A 21,428-nucleotide genomic window follows, 5' to 3' on the forward strand; every position below is an offset into this window, starting at 1 on the left:
CTTGAATCAGGATTGAGCCCGGTTGGTGGCCAGGTTTTTCATCTTGACCCGATGCGCCAGCACCGCACAGGTCAGGCACAGGACGATACACAGCACCAGGCCGGTGCGCACTCCGTTTAGTATCGTGCCGTGCGAAATCAGGATGCCGACCACGGCGGTGCCCAGCGCGCTGCCGATGGCGCGGGTGGTTTGCACCAGGGCGGACGCCACGCCCACGTCGCGGCGTTCGCTCAGCATCTGCATGAACAGCGTCAGGTTGGGCAGCAGGAAGCCCAGCGCGCAGCCGTTGACGAAGAACGCGGCCAGGATCCACCAGGCCGACGTGCCCGGCGAAATCAGCAGCACCATCAGCGTGCCCACGGCCAGCAGGCCCGCGCCGAACACCATCAGGCGCTGCGGCTCCGTCTGGCGGGGGAACAGGCGACCATTGATGATGCTGCCCACCGAGATCGCGGCCACCAGCGGGGTCAGCAGCAGACCGGCCTCGCTCGGGGTGTAGCCCAGCACCTGCTGCAGCAGCAGGGGGCTGTAGAAGATCAGCACGAACATCACGGCGCCGACGGTCATTGCGGCCAGGTTCAGCAGCTGCGGTTCGCGGCCGGCCAGCACGCGCAAGGGAAAAATCGGTGAGGCGACACGGCGTTCGATCGGGATCAGCAGGGCGATGGCGGCAATGCCCGCCGCCGCCAGCGCCAGTCCCATGGTGGGGTGGGCATGCTCGCCCTTGGCGAAACCCAATTCCAGCGCCGCCAGGGGCGCGCCCACGGCCAGCACCAGCAGCACCGCGCCGATCCAGTCGATCCGCCGTTCACCGGTGTGGACGGGCCGGATGCGCGGGAAGTACCGGGCCAGCAGGAACAGGGCCACCGCGGCGGCAATGGGGGAGATGAAAAACGCGGCGCGCCAGCCCAGGGCCTGGGTGGCGGCGCCGCCCAGCACCGGCCCGATGCCACTGGCCATGGCGAAGGCCGCCGAGACCAGGGCCATCCATTTCACGCGCTGCTTGGCGTCCGGAAACAGATCGGCCGGGGCCGCGAAGGCGGTGGCGATCATCATGCCGCCGCCGATGCCCTGCAGGGTGCGAAAGAGGATCAGCTGTCCCATGGTCTGGGACAGGCCACAGGCGATCGAGCCCAACGCGATGATCAGCACGGAGACCAGCATCAGCGGCTTGCGGCCGAACATGTCCCCGAGGCGGCCGAAGATCATGATGGACGCGGCGGTGGCCAGCAGGTAGCCGGTGCCCACCCAGGCGTAGAGCGCCATGCCATCCAGGGCCTCGGCCACCCGCGGCAAGGTGGTGCTGATGATGGTGGAGTCGAAGGCCGCCAGCACGACGGTGGCGGCTACCCCGGCCATGCCCATCAGCAGGTCGCGGCGGGAATGGGCGGGTTCCGGGGCGGGCGGTGGGGGGGACGGGGCGGTCATGCCGCCTAGGATATCACCGGCCCCCAGGGGTTTTTACTTATAGAACGCGTGATAGCTCCAGAATACGGCGATCACCAGCACGACCAGCGCCCAGGACCAGCGGGAATTGGACAGGCCGCGCGGTTCGGGTTCGGGTGGCGGCGGGGGCGGCGCCACCCGCGGCTGGCCGGCCATGTGGTCGATGAAGGCGGTGAAGAACTTCTCGATGATCTTCTCGCCGGCCTTCAGCACCAGGCCTTCGCCGCATTCGGCCAGCTTGCCGCCGGTCATGCCGGCCAGCGTGTAGGCGACCCGGGTGCCCTGGTCCTTGGTTGACAGATTGACCTGGGCGGTGCCGATGGCCAGGCAGGCGGCGCGGCCCTTGCCCTCGAATACCAGGGTGCAGCTATTGGGGGGATCGACGTCCGAGAGCAGGATCTCGCCCTCGTAGTCGGTATCGATCCCGGCGACCTTGGCCCGCAGGGTGACGGCGTACTCGGTGGGGCTGCGCTGCGTGACGTTGACGCACCCCGGGATGCAACGCTGCAGCACCGCGGGGTCGGTCAACGCATCCCAAGTCTGGTGCTGGGTTGAAGGAATCCACTGGGCATCGGCTATGCGCATGGTTGTCTCCTTGTCAGGCGTCGTTGTGAATTCATTGTGGACTCAATTCAACGAAACGCCAAGAGCGGGGACGGGGGCTGTCCGACTGATTCCGGTCTTCCTGAATCAGGGTGGCAATTAATAGTGAGTTTTATTACGCTGTCGACGGGCGCATGTGTGCGCGCGCTTCGGGTCGGGTCGCAACCCCTTGGGGGATTGATAAAGGGGCCGCTACCCCGGGGCAGTATGCGATTTGCGGATAAAATCGGAAGCTTCGCGTCGCAATCGAAAGGCACATTTCCATGAAGCTAGAGGGTTCGAAAATCCTGGTAATCGGCGGGGCCGGGTTCATCGGCAGTTTTGTCGTTGCCGAATTGCTGAAGCATCCGGTCGCTGAAGTTGTCATCTACGACAATTTCGCCCGGGGCAAGCAGAGCAATATCGCCGAATACCTCAAGGATCCCCGGTGCCGGATGTACCCGCATGGCGGCGATATCCGCGATGTGGACCTGCTGAACGACGCCATGTACGGCATGGACGGCGTGGTGCACCTGGCCGCCATGTGGCTGCTGCACTGCAAGGATTTCCCGCGCACGGCGTTCCACGTGAACATCGAAGGCACCTTCAATGTGCTCGAAGCCTGCGTCAAGAACAACATCAAGCGCCTGGTGTATTCGTCCTCGGCCTCCGTCTATGGCGACGCGGTCGAAGTGCCGATGACCGAAGAGCATCCCTTCAACAACCGCAATTTTTACGGCGCCAGCAAGATCGCGGGCGAAGCCATGTGCCACGCGTTCCATGATCGCTACGGCCTGAGCTACGTGGGCCTGCGCTACATGAACGTCTACGGACCGCACCAGGACCAGACGGCTGCCTACACGGGCGTCATTCCCATCATGCTGAACAAGATCGACGCCAACGAGGCGCCGATCATCAATGGCGATGGCACGCAGGCCTACGATTTCATCTACGTCGAAGACGTGGCGCGCTGCAACGTGCTGTCCCTGACTTCCGAGGCCACCGACCAGTTCTACAACGTGGGCACGGGCGTACAGACCAGCATCAAGGAACTGTGCGACACGATCCTCGATATGAAGCAATCGGACCTGACCGTGGAATACCGGCCCTACAGCGCCGATGACGCCCGCCGCATGGTCCAGAACCGCATCGGCTGCCCCAAGAAGGCCACCGCCGACCTGGACTTCACCTACCAATACAACCTGAACGAAGGTCTGCAGAAGCTGATCGACTGGCGCGCCGCCAACGGAGATAACGCGTGAGCAATCCTACCGCGAAGCGCAATATCGCCATTTCCCTGCCGATGACGGGCGAGGAGGAGTGGCAGGCCGTCCGTGAGCCGCTCATGAGCGGCTGGTTGACGCAAGGCCCCAAGGTCGCCGCTTTCGAGAAGGCGTTCGCCGAGCGCCACCAGGTCAAGCACGCGCTCGCCGTGACCTCCTGCACCACCGGTCTGCACCTGGCCCTGGCGGGCCTGGGCATCGGCCCCGGCGACGAAGTCATCGTGCCGTCCTTCACCTGGGTGGCCACGGCCAACGCCGTGTTGTACTGCGGTGGCACGCCTGTGCTGGTCGATGTCAGTCGCGAGACCTTCAATATCGATATCGCGCAGGTCGCCGCCAAGGTCACCGAACGCACCCGCGCCGTTATTGCCGTCCACCTGTTCGGCTTGTGCGCGGATATCGACGCTCTGCGCGCCGCGCTGCCGGCCTCGGTGGCGATCGTCGAGGACGCCGCCTGCGCGGCCGGCGCCGCCTGGAATGGCCGGCCAGCGGGCAGCCTGGGCGATATCGGCGTGTTTTCGTTTCATCCCCGCAAGTCGGTGACCACGGGCGAGGGCGGCATGGTCACGACCAACGATCCGGAGCTGGCCGAGCGCATGAACCAGATGCGCAACCATGGCGCCAGCATTTCCGAGGAACAGCGCCACCATGGCCCGCGTCCGTGGATCCTGGCGGACTTCGATTTGTTGGGCTACAACTACCGCATGACCGACCTGCAGGGCGCGGTCGGGGTGGTGCAGCTGGCCAAGCTGGACACCTTCATCGACGAACGTGCCCGCTGGGCGCAGTTCTACCGCGAACAACTCGCCGGCATCGACTGGCTGCGCCTGCCGCAGGAACCGGCCGGCGCACGCCATGGCTGGCAATCGTTCGTGACCTGGGTCGATCCTCAAAAGGCGCCCATGCCGCGCAACGACATGATGCAACGCCTGCAGGAGCAGGGCATCGCGACGCGACCCGGGACGCATGCGGTGCACATGCTGGGGTTCTATCGTCAGCAGTACGGTTTTACGCCGGAGGATTTCCCCGGGGCGCGGGACTGCAACGACTACACGATGGCGATTCCGCTGCATAACCGCATGACGGAAGACGACTATCGCTATGTCGTAGAGGCGATCCGGGCCCTGGGCCGCTGATTCGCGCTGTTCGCAGGGAGGCTCCGGTTCCTGACCGGAGTGCCGCGCGTCGCTTCGCATTTCATCCAGTCGCCGGCTACTTTTTGGGGCCGGTGGCTTTTTCATTTACTGACGCGTCTGACGCATTGACGGCTGACTATGTGTGGTGTTGCTGGTTTGATCCATCTGGACGGCGCCGCGGTTTCCCCCGCGGTGCTGCAACGCATGACCGACGCCATCGCCCATCGTGGGCCGGACGGCGAGGGACAGTGGATCGAAGGCAATGTCGGCCTGGGGCATCGCCGCCTGGCGATCATCGACCTGTCGCCGGCGGGCCATCAGCCAATGGTATCGGGCGATTTGCGCTACGTCCTGAGCTACAACGGCGAAATCTACAATTTTCGCGAGTTGCGGGCCGAGCTCGAGGCGCAGGGATGCGCGTTCCGTTCGCGCACCGACACCGAAGTGCTGCTCAATGCCGTTATCACCTGGGGCATTGAAAAGGCGCTGAAGCGCTTCAACGGGATGTTCGCGTTTGCGCTGTGGGATCGGCGCGAGCGTCGCATGCTGTTCGGGCGCGACCGGTATGGCATCAAGCCGCTGTACTACAGCGTTCAGGGCAATACGTTGTCGTTCGGCTCGGAGCAGAAGGCGATCCTGGCGGACACGGGATTCCAGCGCAAGCTGGACAGCGCGGCGCTGCTCGAATACTTCACGTTCCAGAATATTTTCACCCATCGGACGCTGCTCGATGACGTCACCATGTTCCCGGCAGGCCATTACGGGGTGGTGGACTTCGGCAAGGCCCGGCCGCAGCTCAAGCTGACGCAGTATTGGGATTTCCGCTTCACGGAGCCGACAACGCCGAAGTCCGACGAGGAATACCGGGAGGAGTTGCGTCGCCTGTTCAAGCAGGCGGTGAACCGCCAACTGGTGACCGATGTCGAGTTGGGCAGCTATCTGAGCGGCGGAATGGACTCCGGATCGATCACCGCCATTGCCGCGGCGTCGCATCCGTATATCAAGACGTTCACCTGTGGCTTCGACCTGAATTCGGCTTCGGGCATCGAGCTGGGTTTCGATGAACGCAGCAAGGCCGAGTACATGTCGTACTACTTCAAGACCGAGCACTATGAAATGGTGTTGAAGTCCGGCGACATGGAGCGGGTCCTGCCCAAGCTGGCCTGGCATCTGGAGGAACCGCGCGTCGGTCAGAGCTATCCGAACTACTATGCCGCGAAGCTGGCATCCAAGTTCGTCAAGGTGGTGCTGTCCGGCGCTGGCGGCGACGAACTGTTTGGCGGGTATCCCTGGCGCTACTACCGAGCCGTCGTCAACAACGACTTCGAGCACTACGTCGACAAGTATTACCAGTTCTGGCAGCGGCTGGTGCCCAACAGCACCTTGAAGCAGTTGTTCCGGCCCATCCAGTCGGACATCCAGGGCGTCTGGACGCGCGACATTTTCCGCGATGTGTTCCATACCCACGCCGACCAGCTCTACTCGCCCGAAGACTACATCAACCACTCGCTGTATTTCGAAGCCAAGACCTTCATGCACGGCTTGCTGGTGGTGGAAGACAAGCTGAGCATGGCGCACGGCCTGGAATCGCGCGTGCCGTTTCTTGATAATGATCTGGTCGATTTCGCGATGAATTGCCCGGTGCGGCTCAAGCTGAATAATCTGGCCGATGTCATCAAGTTGAACGAAAACGAGCAAGGTCACAAGACCAATAAGTATTTCGAAAAAACGCGGGATGGCAAGCAGATCCTGCGGGATGTCATGCAGCAGTACATTCCGCCGGATATCACCAAGGCCGAGAAGCAGGGATTTTCCGCGCCCGACGCCAGCTGGTTCAAGGGAGAGAGCATCGACTTCGTCAAGCGCACCCTGTTCAACAATCATGCCCGCATCTATGACTACATGGATGCCGGCACGGTGCGCGAACTGGTCAACGAGCACCTGTCGGGCGAGCGCAACCGCCGCCTGCTGATCTGGTCGTTGTTGAATGTGGAGTCGTGGATGACGCAATACCTCGATAGCCCGACTTCCGCGGCGTCCGGCCGTTCGTTCCCATGACTGCGCCCGTCTTGGTGACTGGCCACCAGGGCCTGGTGGGAAGCCATGTCGCTCGGCTGTTGGCGGGCGCCGGCCTCGAGGTTCTGGGCGTGTCGCGCCGGGCGGAGAGTGGGGGGCCGGTCAAGGCGTTCGCGATCGATCTCGCCGAGCCCGAGGCGCTGGCGGCGCTCGAACGCCTGGGGCCGTTGCAGGCCGTGGTGCATTGCGCCGCTTCGTTTCCGGCCGTCTTCGGCTCAGCGGAATCGGAGGCCATCGCCGCCCGCAACCGCGCCATGGATGAGGCCGTGATTGCGTTGTGCCGCCTGCGCGGCGCAAGACTGGTGTATTGCTCGTCCAGTTCGGTATACGCGGACCTGACAAGTGATCCGGTCATCGAAGCGGCTCCGCTGTCGCAAGCCGCTGGCTATGTCGGCGAAAAGATCTGGGCGGAACAGGAGATCCGGCGTCAACTGGACTCCTACGCGATCTTGCGTATCTGCGCGCCCTATGGTCCCGGCCAGGCGACCCGTACCGTGCTGAAGATATTCGTGGAGCGGGCCTTGCGGGGCGAGGATCTATTGTTTTTCGGGACGGGCTCGCGCGAGCAGGATTTCGTCCATGCCCATGATGTGGCGCTGGCGGCGCAAGCCGCGCTGGCGCGGCCGCGGGTCAACGGCATATTCAATGTCTCGGGCGGACGCCCGATCTCCATGCGCGGGCTCGGCGACCTGGTCAATGCCGTTGTCGCCAAGGGCGCGCTCGCGGTCAGGGCGGCCGGGCAGCCGGATCCGCAGGATGGCTACTACGCCCGTTTCGATGGTGCCGCAGCGCTTGCGGGCCTGGGGTGGCGCGCCACCGTTACACTTGAGGAAGGCGTGGCGGATATGGCCAGGCAACTCTCGGGGAGTGCCCATGCGGCTCGCGCTGATCTCTGACATTCACGGCAATCTGCCCGCCCTGCAGGCCTGCCTGGCTGAAATCGACCGGCGTGGCTGTGACGAGACGGTTTGCCTCGGTGATGTCTTTGGCTATTTTCCCGACGGGTTTGCCTGCCTCGATCTGTTGAAGCAGCGCGGCATCGAATGCCTGATGGGCAACCACGAGGCGATGCTGCTGGGCGGGCTGCCGCTGACGGATGGCAAGGACGAGGTCTATCGGCTGCGCGAACAGGCGGGCCGCCTCGACGCGGCGTCGCGATGCGAACTGAACGGTTGGGTGCCATATGTCACGCGTGAAATCGACGGTTTGCGCCTGTTGCTGGTGCATGGATCGCCCTGGCAGCCGCTGACGGAGTATGTTTATCCGGATGCGGATTTCGCGCGCTTCGAGGCCTTGCCCTTCGACGCGATCTTCATGGGCCACACACATCGGCCGCTGATTGCGCGAACCACGAGGAACCTGCTTTGCAATGTTGGTTCCTGCGGGTTGCCGCGCGATTTCGGCTGGTCGGCATTCGCCATTTTCGACACCGCGGTGAACCAGGTGGAAATCGTGCGTCTCGAGCAGGATCTGTCTGCCTTGCGACAGCGTTACCCTGACGTGCATCCGTCCGTCCATTCGGTACTGGCACGGGTCAACCCATTACAGCAAGGGTCTTAAGCATGCAAAAAATTCCGGTTTTGGTCACGGGCATCGGTGGTGGTGGCCATGGCGAGCAGATACTGAAGGCCCTGCGAATGGCCGACACGCCGTACCTGATCGTCGGCGGTGACATGAACCCGTTCAGCAAGGGCCTGGCCGAGGTGGATATTCCCTATATCCTGCCGCCGGCCAACGATCCCCGCTATGTGGATGCGCTGCTGGCGCTTTGCTCGAAGCATGATATCAAGGCTATGTTTCACGGTAGTGAACCCGAGCTGAAAGTCATGAGCGCGAATCGTGAACGCATTCGCGGCGCCGGCGTATTCCTGCCTATCAATCCCGCGCCGGTCATCGACCTGTGCATGGACAAGGCAAAGACCTCCCAGTGGCTGATGGAGTGCGGATTCGCCGTGCCGCGCACGGTGGTGATCAATGAACTCGCCGATCTCGAGCAGGTGGACTTCTTTCCTGCGGTCTTGAAGCCATCGGTGGGAAGCGGCGGATCCGCCAATATCTTCCTCGCCCAGGATCGCAAGGAGCTGACTTTCCTGGGCACCTCGCTGCTCGAGAACATCGGTTCCTACATCGTGCAGGAATACGTCGGCGACACCGACTCGGAATTCACCGTGGGCGTGCTGTTCGACATGGATGGGAATCTGCTCAATTCCATCGCCGTGCGCCGCATGATCCTTTCGGGATTGAGCAATCGCGTCCGGGTCCGCAACCGTAGCGGTGATGCCGACCTGGGAGCGATCCTGGCGATCAGCAGCGGCGTGTCGCAAGGCGACGTCGGGCCTTTCCCGGAAGTGACGGGTGTGTGCGAGGAGATCGCCACCGCGTTGAAGTGCCAGGGCGCCGTGAACATCCAGTGCCGTTATGCCCGTGGCAAGGTGTATGTCTTCGAAATCAATCCGCGTTTTTCCGGCACCACGTCGCTGCGCGCGATGGTCGGCTACAACGAGCCTGACGCGTTGATTCGCAAGCACGTGCTGGGTGAGACCGTGGAGCCCCGGTTTCCCTACCGGTCCGGGCGCGTGGTGCGGGGGCTGGCCGAGGTGCTCTTGCCTGACAGTCCGATCGAGCGCATCTAGGAGCCGTCATGTCGATGAATGCAACGGCGCAATCCTGGAAGGTCGGCGATCTGCCGTTTTTCTATCGCTGCCAGACGGAGCCGAGCAACGCGGCCCATGGGCTGCCCGACAGGCTGTCGTTCGAACTCGAATTCGATCCGGCGCTGGGCCTGGTGCGCCAGCGCGCCAATCTCGACGTCGAGCGCGCGCTCGAGATCTGTTACCAGCAAGGGTCGGAAATCACGGGAATGATGGACGACCAGGGGATCGGGCAGCAGTATGCGCAGGATTTCCTGTCCTACATCGAACGGCACGAGCCGGATTTTTCCGGCAAGCGCGTGCTGGAAATCGGCTGCGGCACCGGTTATCTGCTGTCGCTGCTGAAGGCGCGGGGCCGAAGTCCTGGGCATCGAACCCGGCGCCCAGGGGCGTGATGGCGGCCGGCGTCACGGCGTGCCTGTCGTGAACGGGTTCTTTCCGCATCCCGAGGTCGCGGGCAAGTTCGACCTTGTGATTGCCTACGCGGTGCTGGAGCATATTCCGGATCCCGTCGCATTCATGCGAACCATTGGCGACAGTCTGTCCGAGAACGGCGTGGCGTATATCGCCGTGCCGGATTGCGCTCCCTATCTGCGCAATGGCGATGTGTCCTGCCTGTTGCATGAGCATTGGAGCTACTTCAATGCGGGCAGCCTGACGCGTGTGGTGGCCGCGGCCGGCATGCAGGGCGAAGTGCAGGCCTCGGGGTTTGGCGGCAGCTTGTATTGCCGCATCACTCGCGCGCTGCGCGACGCTCACGTCCCGGCTGGCGATCTCACGTCGGCGGCGCTCGAGTTCGACGGGTTCCGCGCCATGGCGCAAGCCGCGACGGGCAAGATGGAGGCTTTCCTGCGGGAGCCGGGCAGCGCGGGCATCTATGTGCCCGGCAGAATGATCAATCTGCTGGCGACGCTGGACCCGCGATTGTGCGAGCGCATGCGTTTCTTTGATGACAACCCGACGATGACCGGACTGTATTTTCCGGGCTGCCCGGTGGTCATCGAGAATTTCGAAGCCTTGAAGAATGCGCCGCCGGCGCGCCTGTTCATCGCGACCAAGAGCTTTCATGCGCAGGTCGCCAAACGGATCGAGCAAGCCGGCGTCGATATCCCGGTGGTGGCATGGGCGGAATTCTTCGCACGGGAGGTGGCCGCATGAGCTTGGCGGAACAGTTCCATTACAGCGATTTCACGCGGGACAACTATCGCCTGCTGCTGCGCAAGGCGAAAGAGCACTATGTCTTCCGCGGCTACACCGACTACCGCGCCGACGAGCGCTTCGTATTGTGGCGGCATGACGTGGATTTCTCCGTTCACGCCGCCTACAAACTGGCCCTGATCGAAGCGGAAGAGGGAGTCGCCAGCACCTATTTCCTGCTGCCACATTGCGAGTTCTACAACCTGCTCGAGGCCGAGGTAGCGGGCAAGGTCCGCGAGATCCTTGCGCTGGGGCATCGTATCGGGCTGCATTTCGACAATGATTTCCACGGCATCACGGATGTGGCCACGCTGGAGCGCAAGCTCCGGTTCGAGGCGGACATGTTGTCGGGCGTATTCGAGGCCCCGGTGGAGGCCTTCTCGTTCCACAATCCCGATGCGTGGATGTTGCAGCAGCGCAATGCCACCTATGCCGGGCTGATCAATACCTATGCGGAGTACTTCCAGACGTCGGTGGGCTATTGCTCGGATTCGAACGGATATTGGCGGCATCGCCGCCTGCCCGACGTGCTGGAACGGGCCGAGGATCGATGCCTGCAGGTGCTGACCCATCCGGCGTGGTGGGTCGAGACGCCCGCGAGCCCGCGGGACCGCATCCTGAGGTGCGTCCAGGGACGCGCGGAGCAGACGATGCGCAAATACGACCGGGGCCTCGAACTGTACGGGCGTTCGAATGTGGGTGGAAAATGAGCCGGTTCGCGCGCATATCCGATATCGATCTGTCCGATGAGAGCTCCTGGAAGGGAAAGATATTCCTGACCCTGGATATCGATTGGGCGGCGGATTTCGTGCTGGGGGACACGATCGACCTGCTGGAACGATCGGCCGTGCCGGCGACCTGGTTCGCCACGCATCCGACCCCGATGCTCGAACGCATTCGCGCCAATCCCCTGTTCGAGATCGGCGTGCACCCCAATTTCAATCCGTTGTTGTTCTCGGGCGCTCGGGGCGACGCGGGCACCGTGGTCCGCGATGTGCTGGCCCTGGCGCCGGGCTGCCGGGCCGTGAGGTCCCATTCGGTCGCCCAGAGTACCGGCATCCTGGCCGCATTCGCCGGGGAAGGCCTCAAGTACGACTGCAACATGCTGATTCCCTGGGATGCCGGCATGACGCTGCGGCCGTGGCGCTATTGGGAATCCGGAATGGTGCGCGTGCCCTACCTCTGGGAGGATGATGTGGCCTGCTTGTACGGCTGGCCGCTGGACGCGGATACGGACTACTGGTATCAGCCGGACGGCATCAATGTGCTGGACTTCCATCCGATCCACCTCTACTTGAACTCCGAATCGCTGGACCGCTATGAGGCGAGCCGCGCGGTGCAAAGGGACGCAGACAAGCTGCTGGATTTCCGTAGCGAAACGGCGGGGGCCCGCACGTTTCTCGAGAACCTGTTGGCAAGGCACCTATGAGATTCGCCGCGATCGGGCGCCACGAGGCGCTGCTCAAGAGCATTGATGCGTTGTGTGCCGCTGGCCACGAGCTGAGCTACATCCTGACCGCGAAGGAGGCGCCGGAATACCGGCAAGGCGTCGCCGATTTCGTCGCAAAGGGCGAGGCGCTGGGCGTACCGGTGCATGTCGCGGCCCGGATCGACCAGGACTGCCTGGCCTGGATGGCGCAACATGACGCTCAAGTCGCCGTCAGCCTGAACTTCCCGACGGTTATTTCCGATGCCGCCATCGGCCTTTTCCAGCATGGCATTCTCAATGCCCATGGCGGCGATCTGCCCCGCTATCGCGGCAACGCATGCCAGGCCTGGGCGATGATCCATGGCGAGAACGCCATTGGCCTGTGCGTGCACAAGATGGTCGGCGGAGAACTGGATAGCGGCGATGTGATCGCCAAGGCGATGTTGCCCATCGGGGTCGACACGCGTATCGGCGAAGTCATGGGTTGGATCGAGGCCAGCGTTCCCGGGCTGTTCACGCAGGCGCTCGATCGGCTGGCCGCGGATCCGTCCTACGTGCTTTATCGGCAGGCGGAAACCGGGGTGGCGCCGCTCAGGTGCTATCCGCGCCGGCCTTCGGACGGCAGGGTGGTCTGGGCGCTGCCCGCGCCGCAGGTGGTGAGATTGATCAATGCCAGCGGTCCGCCATACAGCGGCGCGTTCTTCGAGTATGACGGGCATCTTTTCCATGTCGAATCGGCCACCTGGCAGTCCGGTGGCGCATATCTGGCGGTGGCCGGACAGGTGGCCGCCATCCATGCCGACATGAGCGTGGACATCGCGTGCGCCGGCGAAGGATTCTGCCGCATCGGCGACGTCGTGGATGCCGCTGGCAAACGCCTCAGGCTGGGCGAGATCGTCAAGAGCGTGCGCCATCGGCTCGCTTGAGCCTGCGGCCGGGAAGGCGCACGGGTATGCATGGAGCGAGTCAATGAAAACACCGAGGAGTGAGCCGCGCATCGCGCTGTTTGTGGACGATGCCGGCTTCGCGCAAGTGTTGCCGCATCTGCCTGCGGGCTGGATAACCGTCGTCGTCGCTGCCGGCATCCGGCCTCAATACATCGATCGGCTACGCGACCAGGCGCAGGCGCTGGGCTTGCCCTTGTTGGTACAGCCGCGTCATGATGAACCAGAGTTTCCGGCGTTCGTAACCGCGCTGGCCGCGCTTGCGCCGAATCGGCTGCTGTCGAATTCATACTCGATGATCATTCGGCCAGAGATATTGGGGTTGATGGATGATGGCGCCGCGCTGAACGTCCATGCCGCGGCGTTGCCCCGCAATCGAGGTCCCAATCCAATCCAATGGGCCCTGATTCGGGACGAAGCATTTTCGGGGGTCACGATTCACCGCTTGGATGCGGGTCTCGATACCGGGGCGGTTGTCGCCCAGGCAGTCTTTCCGATCACCGATACCGATACCTGGAAGACGCTGCACGAAAAGGCACTGGTAGCGACGGAGGAACTGTTCCGGGACCGCCTTCGGGACATCGTGGCGCAGGCGGGGGTCGGCGTGCCACAGGACGAACGGGCGGCCAGCAGGAATTCGCGGTTGAAGGCGGATTCCCCCAGGCTTGACCTGGCGTCGATGAGCGATCGTGAAATGTTCAATTGGATTCGCGCCCAGGTCGAACCGCTGGGCGGAGCCTACGTGCAGCGAGGCGAAGAGCGGCGCCACGTGCGGCAATTCGTGCCCATGGCCGAGATCCCGGCGCTGCGCCGGAAATTGAATGATTGGTTGGAATATCAGGAATGAACAGCGTCGATCGCAGGCTATGTGCCATTCATCAGCCGAATTTTTTCCCGTGGCTGGGTTATTTTGAAAAAATGTCGCGCTCGGACGTTTTTGTATTCCTGGACGACGCGCAACTTCAGAAGACCGGAGGCGGCTGGGCGAATCGGGTGCAATTGCTGGTTGGCGGCCAGGCGCGTTGGATCAGTGCGCCGCTGGACCGGACCTACCACGGTGTCAAACCGATTCGTGAAGTCAGGTTCAGTGATCGCGAGCCAAATTGGCGTGAAAGCCTGCGCAAAACGGTAATGTCACAATATGCCAAGGCTCGCCATTTCAAGAATATTCAACCATGGCTCGACCTCTTGATAATGAATGATCAGGTCTTGTTGAGCGAATACAATATTACAGCTATTAACGAGATATGCGACAGGATCGGTCTCGATTGCAGTACGGTCAGGGCTTCAAGCCTGGCTACCGAGGGTAGCGCCACTGATCTGCTCGTTGCCACCGTGGCCGCGGTTGGCGCCAGTGCCTACCTTTGCGGGGGAGGAGCCTCCGGTTACCAGGAGGACGAGAAATTCGAAACGCATGGCCTGGGCCTTGAATATCAGAATTTCGTGCATCCCCGTTACCAGCAATTCAAAAGTGATGATTTCCAACCCGGCCTCTCCATCATTGATGCGCTGATGCACTGCGGTACCGAGGCGGTGGGGGAAATGTTGAATGTCAAAACCAGTAATTTATGAAAATAAGTGATATCGTCCTGCACCCTAAGATTTATGCGCGTAGGGAGTTTCTGCTCAAGTATTTGGTGATCCCGTTTTTCAGGTTCAGGGCAAAGTTCTTTCCGCGCAAGGCGATCCTGTACTCCGGTCAGTCCTATTATCATGCCTGGTATCTGTCGCGTGGACTTCGCCAGCTCGGATGGACCGCCGATGTGTTGAACTGGGATTTGAACGAAGGTTCGCAGATCTACTATCACGGAGAGGATTTTCGTTTCTCGGAGCAGGATGAGGCCAGCGTCCGGAACCAGTTCGAGTTCTATCTGAGGGCTCTTTGGAAGTACGACATATTCCATTTTTCCAATATCGGTGGAATCGTTTTCGGTTATCCACTCCAAACGTTCATCGCGGAACGGTTCGGCAAGGATTTCGAGATATCACTATTGCGGCGCTTGGGGAAGAAAGTGGCTTATTCCCATACTGGTTGCCTGGATGGTGTCTCGCAAACCAAGTTCAGCCAATGGAAGCCGGTTTCCGTGTGCGCATCCTGTAACTGGCGCAACCACCCCGAAGTATGCAGTGACGAGAAGAACCTGGCGTGGGGGCGCTATCGCAACAGCATCGCTGATTACCAATGCACGTTGGGCGGCAACCGTGCCGATTACAACGATGATCCCCGTGTGCACGAAGCCCCCGGGTTTTTCTGCCTGGACGGAAAATTCTGGGATCCCGCCTTGCCGATCCCCGAGAAATATCGCCTCGATCTGCCGGCCGATTCGATCAAGCTGTACCACGTGGTGGGCAACAGTGCGACCAGAACGGACGAGAGCGGCGTCAATATCAAGTCGACCCATATCTACTTGCCGTTGATCGAACGTTTCCGTCAGGAAGGTTATCCGGTCGAGCACCTGACTTTCTCGGACGTCCCGAACAAGGAAATCCGCTATTACCAGATGCAGGCGGACATCGTGCTGGATATGCTTACGTTCGGGTTTTTCGGCGCGAATGGCCGCGAGGCCATGATGCTGGGCAAGCCATACGTCTGCTTTCTTCGTCCTGAATGGCTCGACAGCATGCGCGAAGAGTGTCCGGAATATGTTGATGAGCTGCCGGTGGTCAATGCCACGCCGGAGACGGTTTACGAGGTGGTGAAGAATTTGTTGGACAACCCCGGGGAGCGGGCGGAAATCGGACGCCGCAGCCGGGCGTTTGCCTTGAAGTGGCATTCGTCGGAGGAAGGGGCAAAACGGTTCGACAAGATTTACCTAAAGCTGCTAAAAGGGGACCCGTTGCTCAGGTCCTGAGCGAGGCGGGACCGGCGGTGCGCAATTCTGCTGACATTCAGCAAGGCATGGAAATGGCAAAAATTGAAGGCGGGGGGATCGCCCTCCGTTGTCAGAATGTCAGCAAGACATTCTCGATCGATCGGGATAACAGCTTCGTTCGTCTATTGTTCGGGCTGGCGAGCAAAGGCCGCCAATTCGAGGCCCTTTCAGATGTATCCCTCGAGGTGCCCACGGGGAAGATCGTCGGCATCCTCGGGCGCAACGGCGCTGGCAAGAGCACGCTGCTGCGCATTCTTGGCGGCGTCTATCAGCCCACCACGGGGCAGGTCGCGGTGGTGGGGAGCGTCTGTGGATTGTTCGAAATGGGGGGCATGGGCAACCGCCATCTCACCGGCCGGGAGTACGCGCGCCGCTATTTCGCGATCATGGGAGTGGCCCGGGCGCGACAGGCCGCCTTGCTGGATGACATCCAGGACTTTTCCGAGCTGGGCGAGAATTTCGACAGGCGCATCCTGAGCTATTCCTCGGGCATGGCGGCGCGCCTGTATTTCGCCACCGCCACGGCATTGCAGCACGACGTCTATCTGATCGACGAGTTGCTGTCGGTCGGCGACGAGCATTTCCAGGCCAAGTGCTGGCTGCGCATGCGCAAGCTGCTCCTCAACGGGGCATCGGGAATCCTGGTCACCCATGACTGGGTGTCGACGCTGCGCTTGTGCGAGCAATCGCACATCTTGAAAAACGGCCGCCTGGTGCAGTCCGGGCCCAGCGACCAGTCGGTGGTGAAGTACCTTGACCTGCCGATACCCGAGGGCGACGTGGCGCGCTTTTCGAGCGCCAATCCGGCAATCCAGACCGCCCGTTCGGGGGCCGACACCGTGCTGCGGCTCGAGGTCGAGCTGGACGAGGACGTGCCGTTGGCGTTCTCCTATTCCATTGAAATGATGCGTATTGGCGTGGGCTGGGAGATCCTGCTGCTTGGCGACCGGACGCTGATTGCCAGCACCCGGGGCAAGCACGTGATCGAGCTTGCCATCGATGCCCTGCCCCTGCCGCCGGGCGACTACTCGTTGAATGTGGGGCTGCTCAAGGTGAACAAGTCGCTGGACGACGCGTCGATCCTGGACGCAAGAGGCTGGACCACCGGGAACGGATACCGATTGCACGTGGAAGGCCCCGATACCGAGGCCGCTGCCTTGCTGCCCGTCACGTTCGAGGAATGGAAGGAATAAGATGAGTTTCTCTATTCGTGTCGAGAACCTGCGCAAGCACTATGACCTGGCCGCGGTCGAAGCGAGATCGACGCTGCCGCGCGATATCGGACAGGCGGGCGGTAAGCGCCAGAAGATCGCGGTGGACGGCATCACGCTGGACATCGGCATGGGCGAGCGGGTGGGTATCGTCGGACGCAATGGCGCCGGCAAGTCGACCTTCCTGCACATGCTGGCCGAGTTGACGCGCCCCACGAGCGGCTCCATCGAGGTGCAGGGCAAGGTCACGGCGGTGATGACCCTGGGGGTCGGCCTGCGCGAGCATGCGACGGGCCGCGAGAACATCTATATCGACGGCGAGGTACAGGGCCGCGCGCGCGAGCAGATCGACGCCGTGATCGACGAGATCATCGAGTTCGCCGAATCTGGCGAGTTCATCGACCTGCCGGTCCGGACCTATTCCACCGGCATGAAATCGCGCCTGGGTTTCGCGATGATCTCGTGCCTGGAGCCGGAAATCCTGATCATCGACGAGGCACTCTCGGCGGGCGACGCGCACTTCGCGAACAAGGCGACGGCCAAGATCCGCGAACTGTGCGAGCGCGGCAAGATCGTGATCATCGTGTCCCATTCGATGAACTCGATCCAGAGCATGTGTAACCGGTGCCTCTGGATCGACCAGGGCAAAGTGATCATGGATGACACGCCCGCCATGGTTTGCAGCGCGTACGTCGATGCCGTGCGGGGTGAGGACGAAGCCCGTCTGCTGGAGCGGTTCAAGTCGGAGGCGAGCCAGGAGTTCAGCCGTCCCGGCTGGGCTGTCGACAGCCTGCAGTTGTTGCAGGGGGACGGCAACGGCGCCAGGATGTTGGTGGAAGCCGGGGAAGATCTGGTCATCCGTACTAAAATCCGGGCTGCCGAATGCGATGCCACGACCCGCGTGACGTTCGAGGTCACCAGGCTGGACGGGGTGCTGGTGGCACGCATCGACGTGCCCGCGGCCGGACACCGCGCTGGCGGGGAAGTGAGGTTGAACATGGCGATGCGGCCGCTGGTGCTGGGGCAGGGCGTGTACCGGATGGCCGAGAGCGTCTGGCACGGCGGTGAGGAACAGGCCAATCGCAGCGTCATTTTCGAGGTTTTCACGCAAAAACCGCCTGCGGGCGGACGGCCGCTGATGTTGTACCCGTCCCGCGTTCGCGCAATTCCCGTAATGGATCAGACTCAATAACGATATGCTCGGCTTCGATAAACGGGATCTGTCCCTAACTTACAATTTCTTCATCCTGAATCTGCGGGATCGCTATCTGGGATCCCGGCTGGGCAGCATCTGGGCAATCGCCAATCCCCTCATCATGTTGGGGATCTTCACGTTCGTATTCGGCTTCGTCTATAAGTCGAGGCTGCCGGGCGCCGACACCACCCTGGCCTACGTGACCTGGCTGATCAGCGGCTACGGGCCTTGGCTGGCGATATCGGAGTCGATCATCGCGGGCTCCACCGCGGTGGTTGCCGCGTCCGGGCTGGTCAAGAACCTGGCGTTCAAGACGGAAATCCTGCCCTTCGCTTCGGCCGCCATGGGGTTCGTGCCGTTGGGAGTGAGTCTGATCTTTCTCACCATCCTGCTGATTGTGGATGGCAATGCGCCGACCTGGCACATCATCTGGGTACCTCTGGTCATTTTCCTGCAGTTCTTCTTTGTCGCGGCATTGGCTCTCTGGTTGTCCGCCATTACCGTTTTCATCCGCGATGTGAGCTTCGTGCTGCCCAATCTGCTGATGGTCCTGATGTTTGCCACACCGGTGTTTTATTTGATCGACATGATGCCGAATGTGGTGAAACGGATCTCGGAATTCAATCCGCTCTACATCATTGTTGAAGGTTATAGGCAGCCCCTGATTCACCATGCGTCGCCGCATGCTTCGGGCCTTGCTTACGTCGCGGTGCTTTCGGCGATCATCTTTTATACGGGCTTGAGAGCGTTCCGGCGGGTCAAGGGAAGTTTTGAAGGTGCTCTATAACCAGAGTTCAGGTGCCAGTCCACGATCATCTTCGAATAAACAGCCATGACTTCCACGCAATCCGCCGTTCTCGCACAAAGCACTGCCCCCGTCGATCTGCTCTCTCAGGAATTCGACGCGGTGATCATGCTCACCTGGTCGAACTGGCATACCGAGCCGCGCAGCAACCGCTACCACTACGCGACCCGCTTTGCGAAACTGCTACCGGTATTCTTCGTGCAACCCTGGGAATTGCCGGGCAGCTCCCTGCGAGTGGAAGAGAGCGGCGTGGAGGGCCTGGAGATATTGCACTCCACCTCCGATTGTTGCCAGGCGACGGTCACGGGGTTTCTTGATCTGCTGCAACGCCGTGGTATCCGGCGTCCATTGCTGTGGATATACGATTGCTGCCATTACCAACCGCTGATCGAGGCCTTGCCCAACGCCTATACGGTCTATCACGCGACCGAGGATTACTTCACCCCGAGCGAGGGCTGGAGCCTGAATCAGCAAGCCATCTCGCAAGCGCTGCGCCGTCTGTTGCACAGCGCGGTCGACCTGGTGGTGGCGGTCAGCGATGGCGTGGCCGGCGCCTATCGGAACGTGGGCGAATATGGCGGCAACCTGATCGTCGCGGAGAACGGTTGCGACCATCAGTTCCTGGCGGATCTGCGCCGTGCCGTTGGCGACGCTGCCATCCAGGACAAGGTCGCCATCTTCCAGGGCGGAATCAACAAGCGGCTGGATTTCGAGCTGCTGCACAGCCTCGTGCACCAGCTACCCGATTGGACCTTCTGGTTCTGTGGCAAGGCTGATGCCGATCTGGCGGGCTGGAAGCTGTTGCTGACGCATCCCAACGTCAAGTACTTCGGCGAGCTCGGGGCGCGTGAGTTCAGCGACAAGATGTGCCGCGCCAGCGTCGGCCTGATTCCCTATATCGCCGACGACTGGATCCGCAATTCGCTGCCCTTGAAGGCGTACGAGTACGTGGCTTGCGGCTTGCCGGTGGTGACCGTGCCGATCACGGCGCTGGACAAGCAACCCGAGTTGTTCCAGACGGCCACCACGGCCGAGGAGTTCGCCGCCGCGATCATCGCGACGCAGCCCAGCCGTCGTGATCCCGAGATGCTGCGGCTGCGCGACGAGGCCGCGGCGCTGGTGTCGTACGACGCGCGTTTTGCCGCGGTTCAAAGAGCGATCCTGCAGGGCCTGCGCGATTGCCGCGAGCGGCCCGTGGCAGGACGCCTGAATGCGGTCATGCTGTATGACGACAGGTCCACGCACGTCAGCACGATTGCGGAGCATGCCGAGGCGTTCTCGCAGTATTCCCGTCATAATTTCCACTACATGCCTGCCACTGGCGGCATTCCTTATGGCGATGCCTGGCCCGATCCGGATCTGAGCGCCTATGACGTGGCGCTGGTGCATTATTCGATCCGCATCTCCATCGAAAACCACCTTTCCGAGTCCGTGGCGCGCGCATTGGAACGCTTCCGTGGCTTGAAAGTGCTTTTCATCCAGGACGAATACGACACCACCGAGGTGGCGCGTAAATGGATGGACCGGATCGGTTTCGATATCGTCTATACCTGCGTGCCTGCTCAGTACCTGGAATATGTCTATCCGCGGGCGCGTTTCCCGTTAACGGATTTCCTGCCCACGCTGACCGGTTATGTGCCGGAAGACCCGCATCTCTACAGATATCAGACGCCGTTGCGCGAACGGCAGGTGCGGATTGCCTACCGCGGCCGCATGCTGCCCTACTTCTACGGCACGCTGGGCTGGCAGAAGTACAAGATTGGTGTCGATGTCCGCAAGCTGGCGGATGATCGCGGCTTGAATGTCGACATTGAAGTCGACGACACCAAGCGCATCTATGGCGCGGACTGGTACCGCTTCCTGGGATCGGCGCGTTCAACGCTGGGCACCGAGAGCGGTTCCAACGTCTTTGACTTCGATGGCACGCTGCGGGCGCGCATCGACGACTTGCTGCGGACCCAGCAGGGCGCGACCTTCGACGATGTCTATCGTCAATTGCTGGAGCCGCTCGAGCGCAATATCAAGATGAACCAGATATCGCCCAAGATTTTCGAGGCGGTGCGTCTGGGGACGGCTTTGGTATTGTTCGAAGGCGAATACTCGGGTGTCCTGGAAGCGGGAGTGCATTACATTCCACTGCGCCAGGATTATTCGAATATCGACGAGGTCTTTGCCAAGCTGGAAGACCTGGATTATCTCGAGGAACTTACCAGCCGCGCCTATCGCGATATCATTGGCAGCGGCCGTTATTCTTACCGGAATTTCGTGGCTGGCGTGGACAGCGATCTCGAGGCGCGCTACCTGCATCGGCCACGCTGCCAGCTTTACAGCGTGCCGGCCTTGTCCCAAAGCCGCAGCGGCGGCCTGCGCCAGTTGTCGTACGTGGATGCGCAGGCCTGGCTGTTGATGGATTCGCTGTTGAAGCAAGGCTTGAAGCGGGAAGAGGTCGTCAATGATCTGCCGCTGAAATACGTGGTTCCGCCCACGGTATGGAAACTGCTGAGGGTGGAGGGGCGCAGGATCGGCTATCGCAGCCTGCGCTTCGTATGGCGCCTGCTGCCGCAGAAGGCCCGTTATTGGATAAGCCGGTACCTCTGATT

Annotated in this window: 20 protein-coding genes; 18 read left to right on the forward strand and 2 right to left on the reverse strand. The window is 61.7% G+C overall.

Annotated features, from left to right (window positions below; translation table 11 throughout):
- Positions 1 to 6: 6 nt before the first annotated feature.
- Complete coding sequence (locus AC1HFW_RS21990) at positions 7 to 1,365, reverse strand: MFS transporter (protein ID WP_241074462.1); 1,359 nt, start codon at positions 1,363 to 1,365, stop codon at positions 7 to 9.
- Between the two features lie 96 nt (positions 1,366 to 1,461).
- Entirely contained in the window at positions 1,462 to 2,031 is a 570-nt protein-coding gene (locus AC1HFW_RS21995; protein ID WP_241073753.1) for an SRPBCC family protein, read from the reverse strand.
- 281 nt (positions 2,032 to 2,312) lie between these two features.
- Between AC1HFW_RS21995 and AC1HFW_RS22000 the strand changes: the two genes are divergently transcribed.
- The 18 genes from AC1HFW_RS22000 (at position 2,313) to AC1HFW_RS22085 (ending at position 21,426) form a co-directional block, all read left to right on the forward strand.
- Positions 2,313 to 3,290 (forward strand): NAD-dependent epimerase/dehydratase family protein, encoded by a 978-nt coding sequence (locus AC1HFW_RS22000; RefSeq protein ID WP_479285209.1) that lies wholly within the window; start codon positions 2,313 to 2,315, stop codon positions 3,288 to 3,290.
- Positions 3,287 to 4,447 (forward strand): DegT/DnrJ/EryC1/StrS family aminotransferase, encoded by a 1,161-nt coding sequence (locus AC1HFW_RS22005; protein WP_479285210.1) that lies wholly within the window; start codon positions 3,287 to 3,289, stop codon positions 4,445 to 4,447. Before AC1HFW_RS22000 ends, AC1HFW_RS22005 begins: the two co-directional genes overlap by 4 nt.
- A 138-nt stretch (positions 4,448 to 4,585) precedes the next feature.
- On the forward strand, positions 4,586 to 6,505 hold the full coding sequence (gene asnB, locus AC1HFW_RS22010) for an asparagine synthase (glutamine-hydrolyzing) (protein WP_479285211.1): 1,920 nt from the start codon (positions 4,586 to 4,588) through the stop codon (positions 6,503 to 6,505).
- Positions 6,502 to 7,419, forward strand: a complete 918-nt coding sequence (locus AC1HFW_RS22015; RefSeq protein WP_479285212.1) for an NAD-dependent epimerase/dehydratase family protein — start codon at positions 6,502 to 6,504, stop codon at positions 7,417 to 7,419. The genes asnB and AC1HFW_RS22015 overlap by 4 nt, the downstream gene beginning before the upstream one ends.
- Positions 7,397 to 8,083: a metallophosphoesterase family protein gene (locus AC1HFW_RS22020; protein WP_479285213.1), complete on the forward strand. Its 687-nt coding sequence runs from the start codon at positions 7,397 to 7,399 to the stop codon at positions 8,081 to 8,083. The genes AC1HFW_RS22015 and AC1HFW_RS22020 overlap by 23 nt, the downstream gene beginning before the upstream one ends.
- 2 nt (positions 8,084 to 8,085) lie before the next feature.
- Positions 8,086 to 9,156, forward strand: coding sequence for an ATP-grasp domain-containing protein (locus AC1HFW_RS22025; protein ID WP_479285214.1), 1,071 nt, complete (start codon positions 8,086 to 8,088; stop codon positions 9,154 to 9,156).
- A gap of 8 nt (positions 9,157 to 9,164) precedes the next feature.
- Complete coding sequence (locus AC1HFW_RS22030) at positions 9,165 to 9,569, forward strand: class I SAM-dependent methyltransferase (protein WP_479285215.1); 405 nt, start codon at positions 9,165 to 9,167, stop codon at positions 9,567 to 9,569.
- A 19-nt stretch (positions 9,570 to 9,588) separates the two neighbouring features.
- Positions 9,589 to 10,332, forward strand: a complete 744-nt coding sequence (locus tag AC1HFW_RS22035; RefSeq protein ID WP_479285216.1) for a class I SAM-dependent methyltransferase — start codon at positions 9,589 to 9,591, stop codon at positions 10,330 to 10,332.
- Positions 10,329 to 11,081 carry a hypothetical protein gene (locus AC1HFW_RS22040; protein WP_479285217.1) on the forward strand — a complete coding sequence of 251 codons (753 nt, stop codon included), beginning with the start codon at positions 10,329 to 10,331 and terminating at the stop codon, positions 11,079 to 11,081. Before AC1HFW_RS22035 ends, AC1HFW_RS22040 begins: the two co-directional genes overlap by 4 nt.
- Positions 11,078 to 11,800 (forward strand): polysaccharide deacetylase WbmS family protein, encoded by a 723-nt coding sequence (locus AC1HFW_RS22045; protein ID WP_479285218.1) that lies wholly within the window; start codon positions 11,078 to 11,080, stop codon positions 11,798 to 11,800. The genes AC1HFW_RS22040 and AC1HFW_RS22045 overlap by 4 nt, the downstream gene beginning before the upstream one ends.
- Entirely contained in the window at positions 11,797 to 12,726 is a 930-nt protein-coding gene (locus AC1HFW_RS22050; RefSeq protein WP_479285219.1) for a methionyl-tRNA formyltransferase, read from the forward strand. Before AC1HFW_RS22045 ends, AC1HFW_RS22050 begins: the two co-directional genes overlap by 4 nt.
- Positions 12,727 to 12,769: 43 nt before the next feature.
- A complete protein-coding gene (locus AC1HFW_RS22055; protein WP_479285220.1) occupies positions 12,770 to 13,591 on the forward strand; it encodes a methionyl-tRNA formyltransferase in 822 nt (273 codons plus the stop codon).
- Complete coding sequence (locus AC1HFW_RS22060; RefSeq protein ID WP_479285221.1) at positions 13,588 to 14,316, forward strand: WbqC family protein; 729 nt, start codon at positions 13,588 to 13,590, stop codon at positions 14,314 to 14,316. The genes AC1HFW_RS22055 and AC1HFW_RS22060 overlap by 4 nt, the downstream gene beginning before the upstream one ends.
- On the forward strand, positions 14,313 to 15,596 hold the full coding sequence (locus AC1HFW_RS22065; RefSeq protein WP_479285222.1) for a glycosyltransferase: 1,284 nt from the start codon (positions 14,313 to 14,315) through the stop codon (positions 15,594 to 15,596). The genes AC1HFW_RS22060 and AC1HFW_RS22065 overlap by 4 nt, the downstream gene beginning before the upstream one ends.
- Positions 15,597 to 15,649: 53 nt before the next feature.
- Positions 15,650 to 16,810 carry an ABC transporter ATP-binding protein gene (locus AC1HFW_RS22070; RefSeq protein WP_479285223.1) on the forward strand — a complete coding sequence of 387 codons (1,161 nt, stop codon included), beginning with the start codon at positions 15,650 to 15,652 and terminating at the stop codon, positions 16,808 to 16,810.
- Position 16,811: 1 nt separating this feature from the next.
- Positions 16,812 to 18,020 (forward strand): ABC transporter ATP-binding protein, encoded by a 1,209-nt coding sequence (locus tag AC1HFW_RS22075; RefSeq protein ID WP_479285224.1) that lies wholly within the window; start codon positions 16,812 to 16,814, stop codon positions 18,018 to 18,020.
- 4 nt (positions 18,021 to 18,024) lie between these two features.
- Complete coding sequence (locus AC1HFW_RS22080) at positions 18,025 to 18,810, forward strand: ABC transporter permease (RefSeq protein ID WP_479285225.1); 786 nt, start codon at positions 18,025 to 18,027, stop codon at positions 18,808 to 18,810.
- A gap of 45 nt (positions 18,811 to 18,855) precedes the next feature.
- Positions 18,856 to 21,426, forward strand: a complete 2,571-nt coding sequence (locus AC1HFW_RS22085) for a glycosyltransferase (RefSeq protein ID WP_479285226.1) — start codon at positions 18,856 to 18,858, stop codon at positions 21,424 to 21,426.
- The last annotated feature ends 2 nt before the right edge of the window (positions 21,427 to 21,428 follow it).

It is taken from the genome of Achromobacter sp. ISS7 (assembly GCF_056523125.1).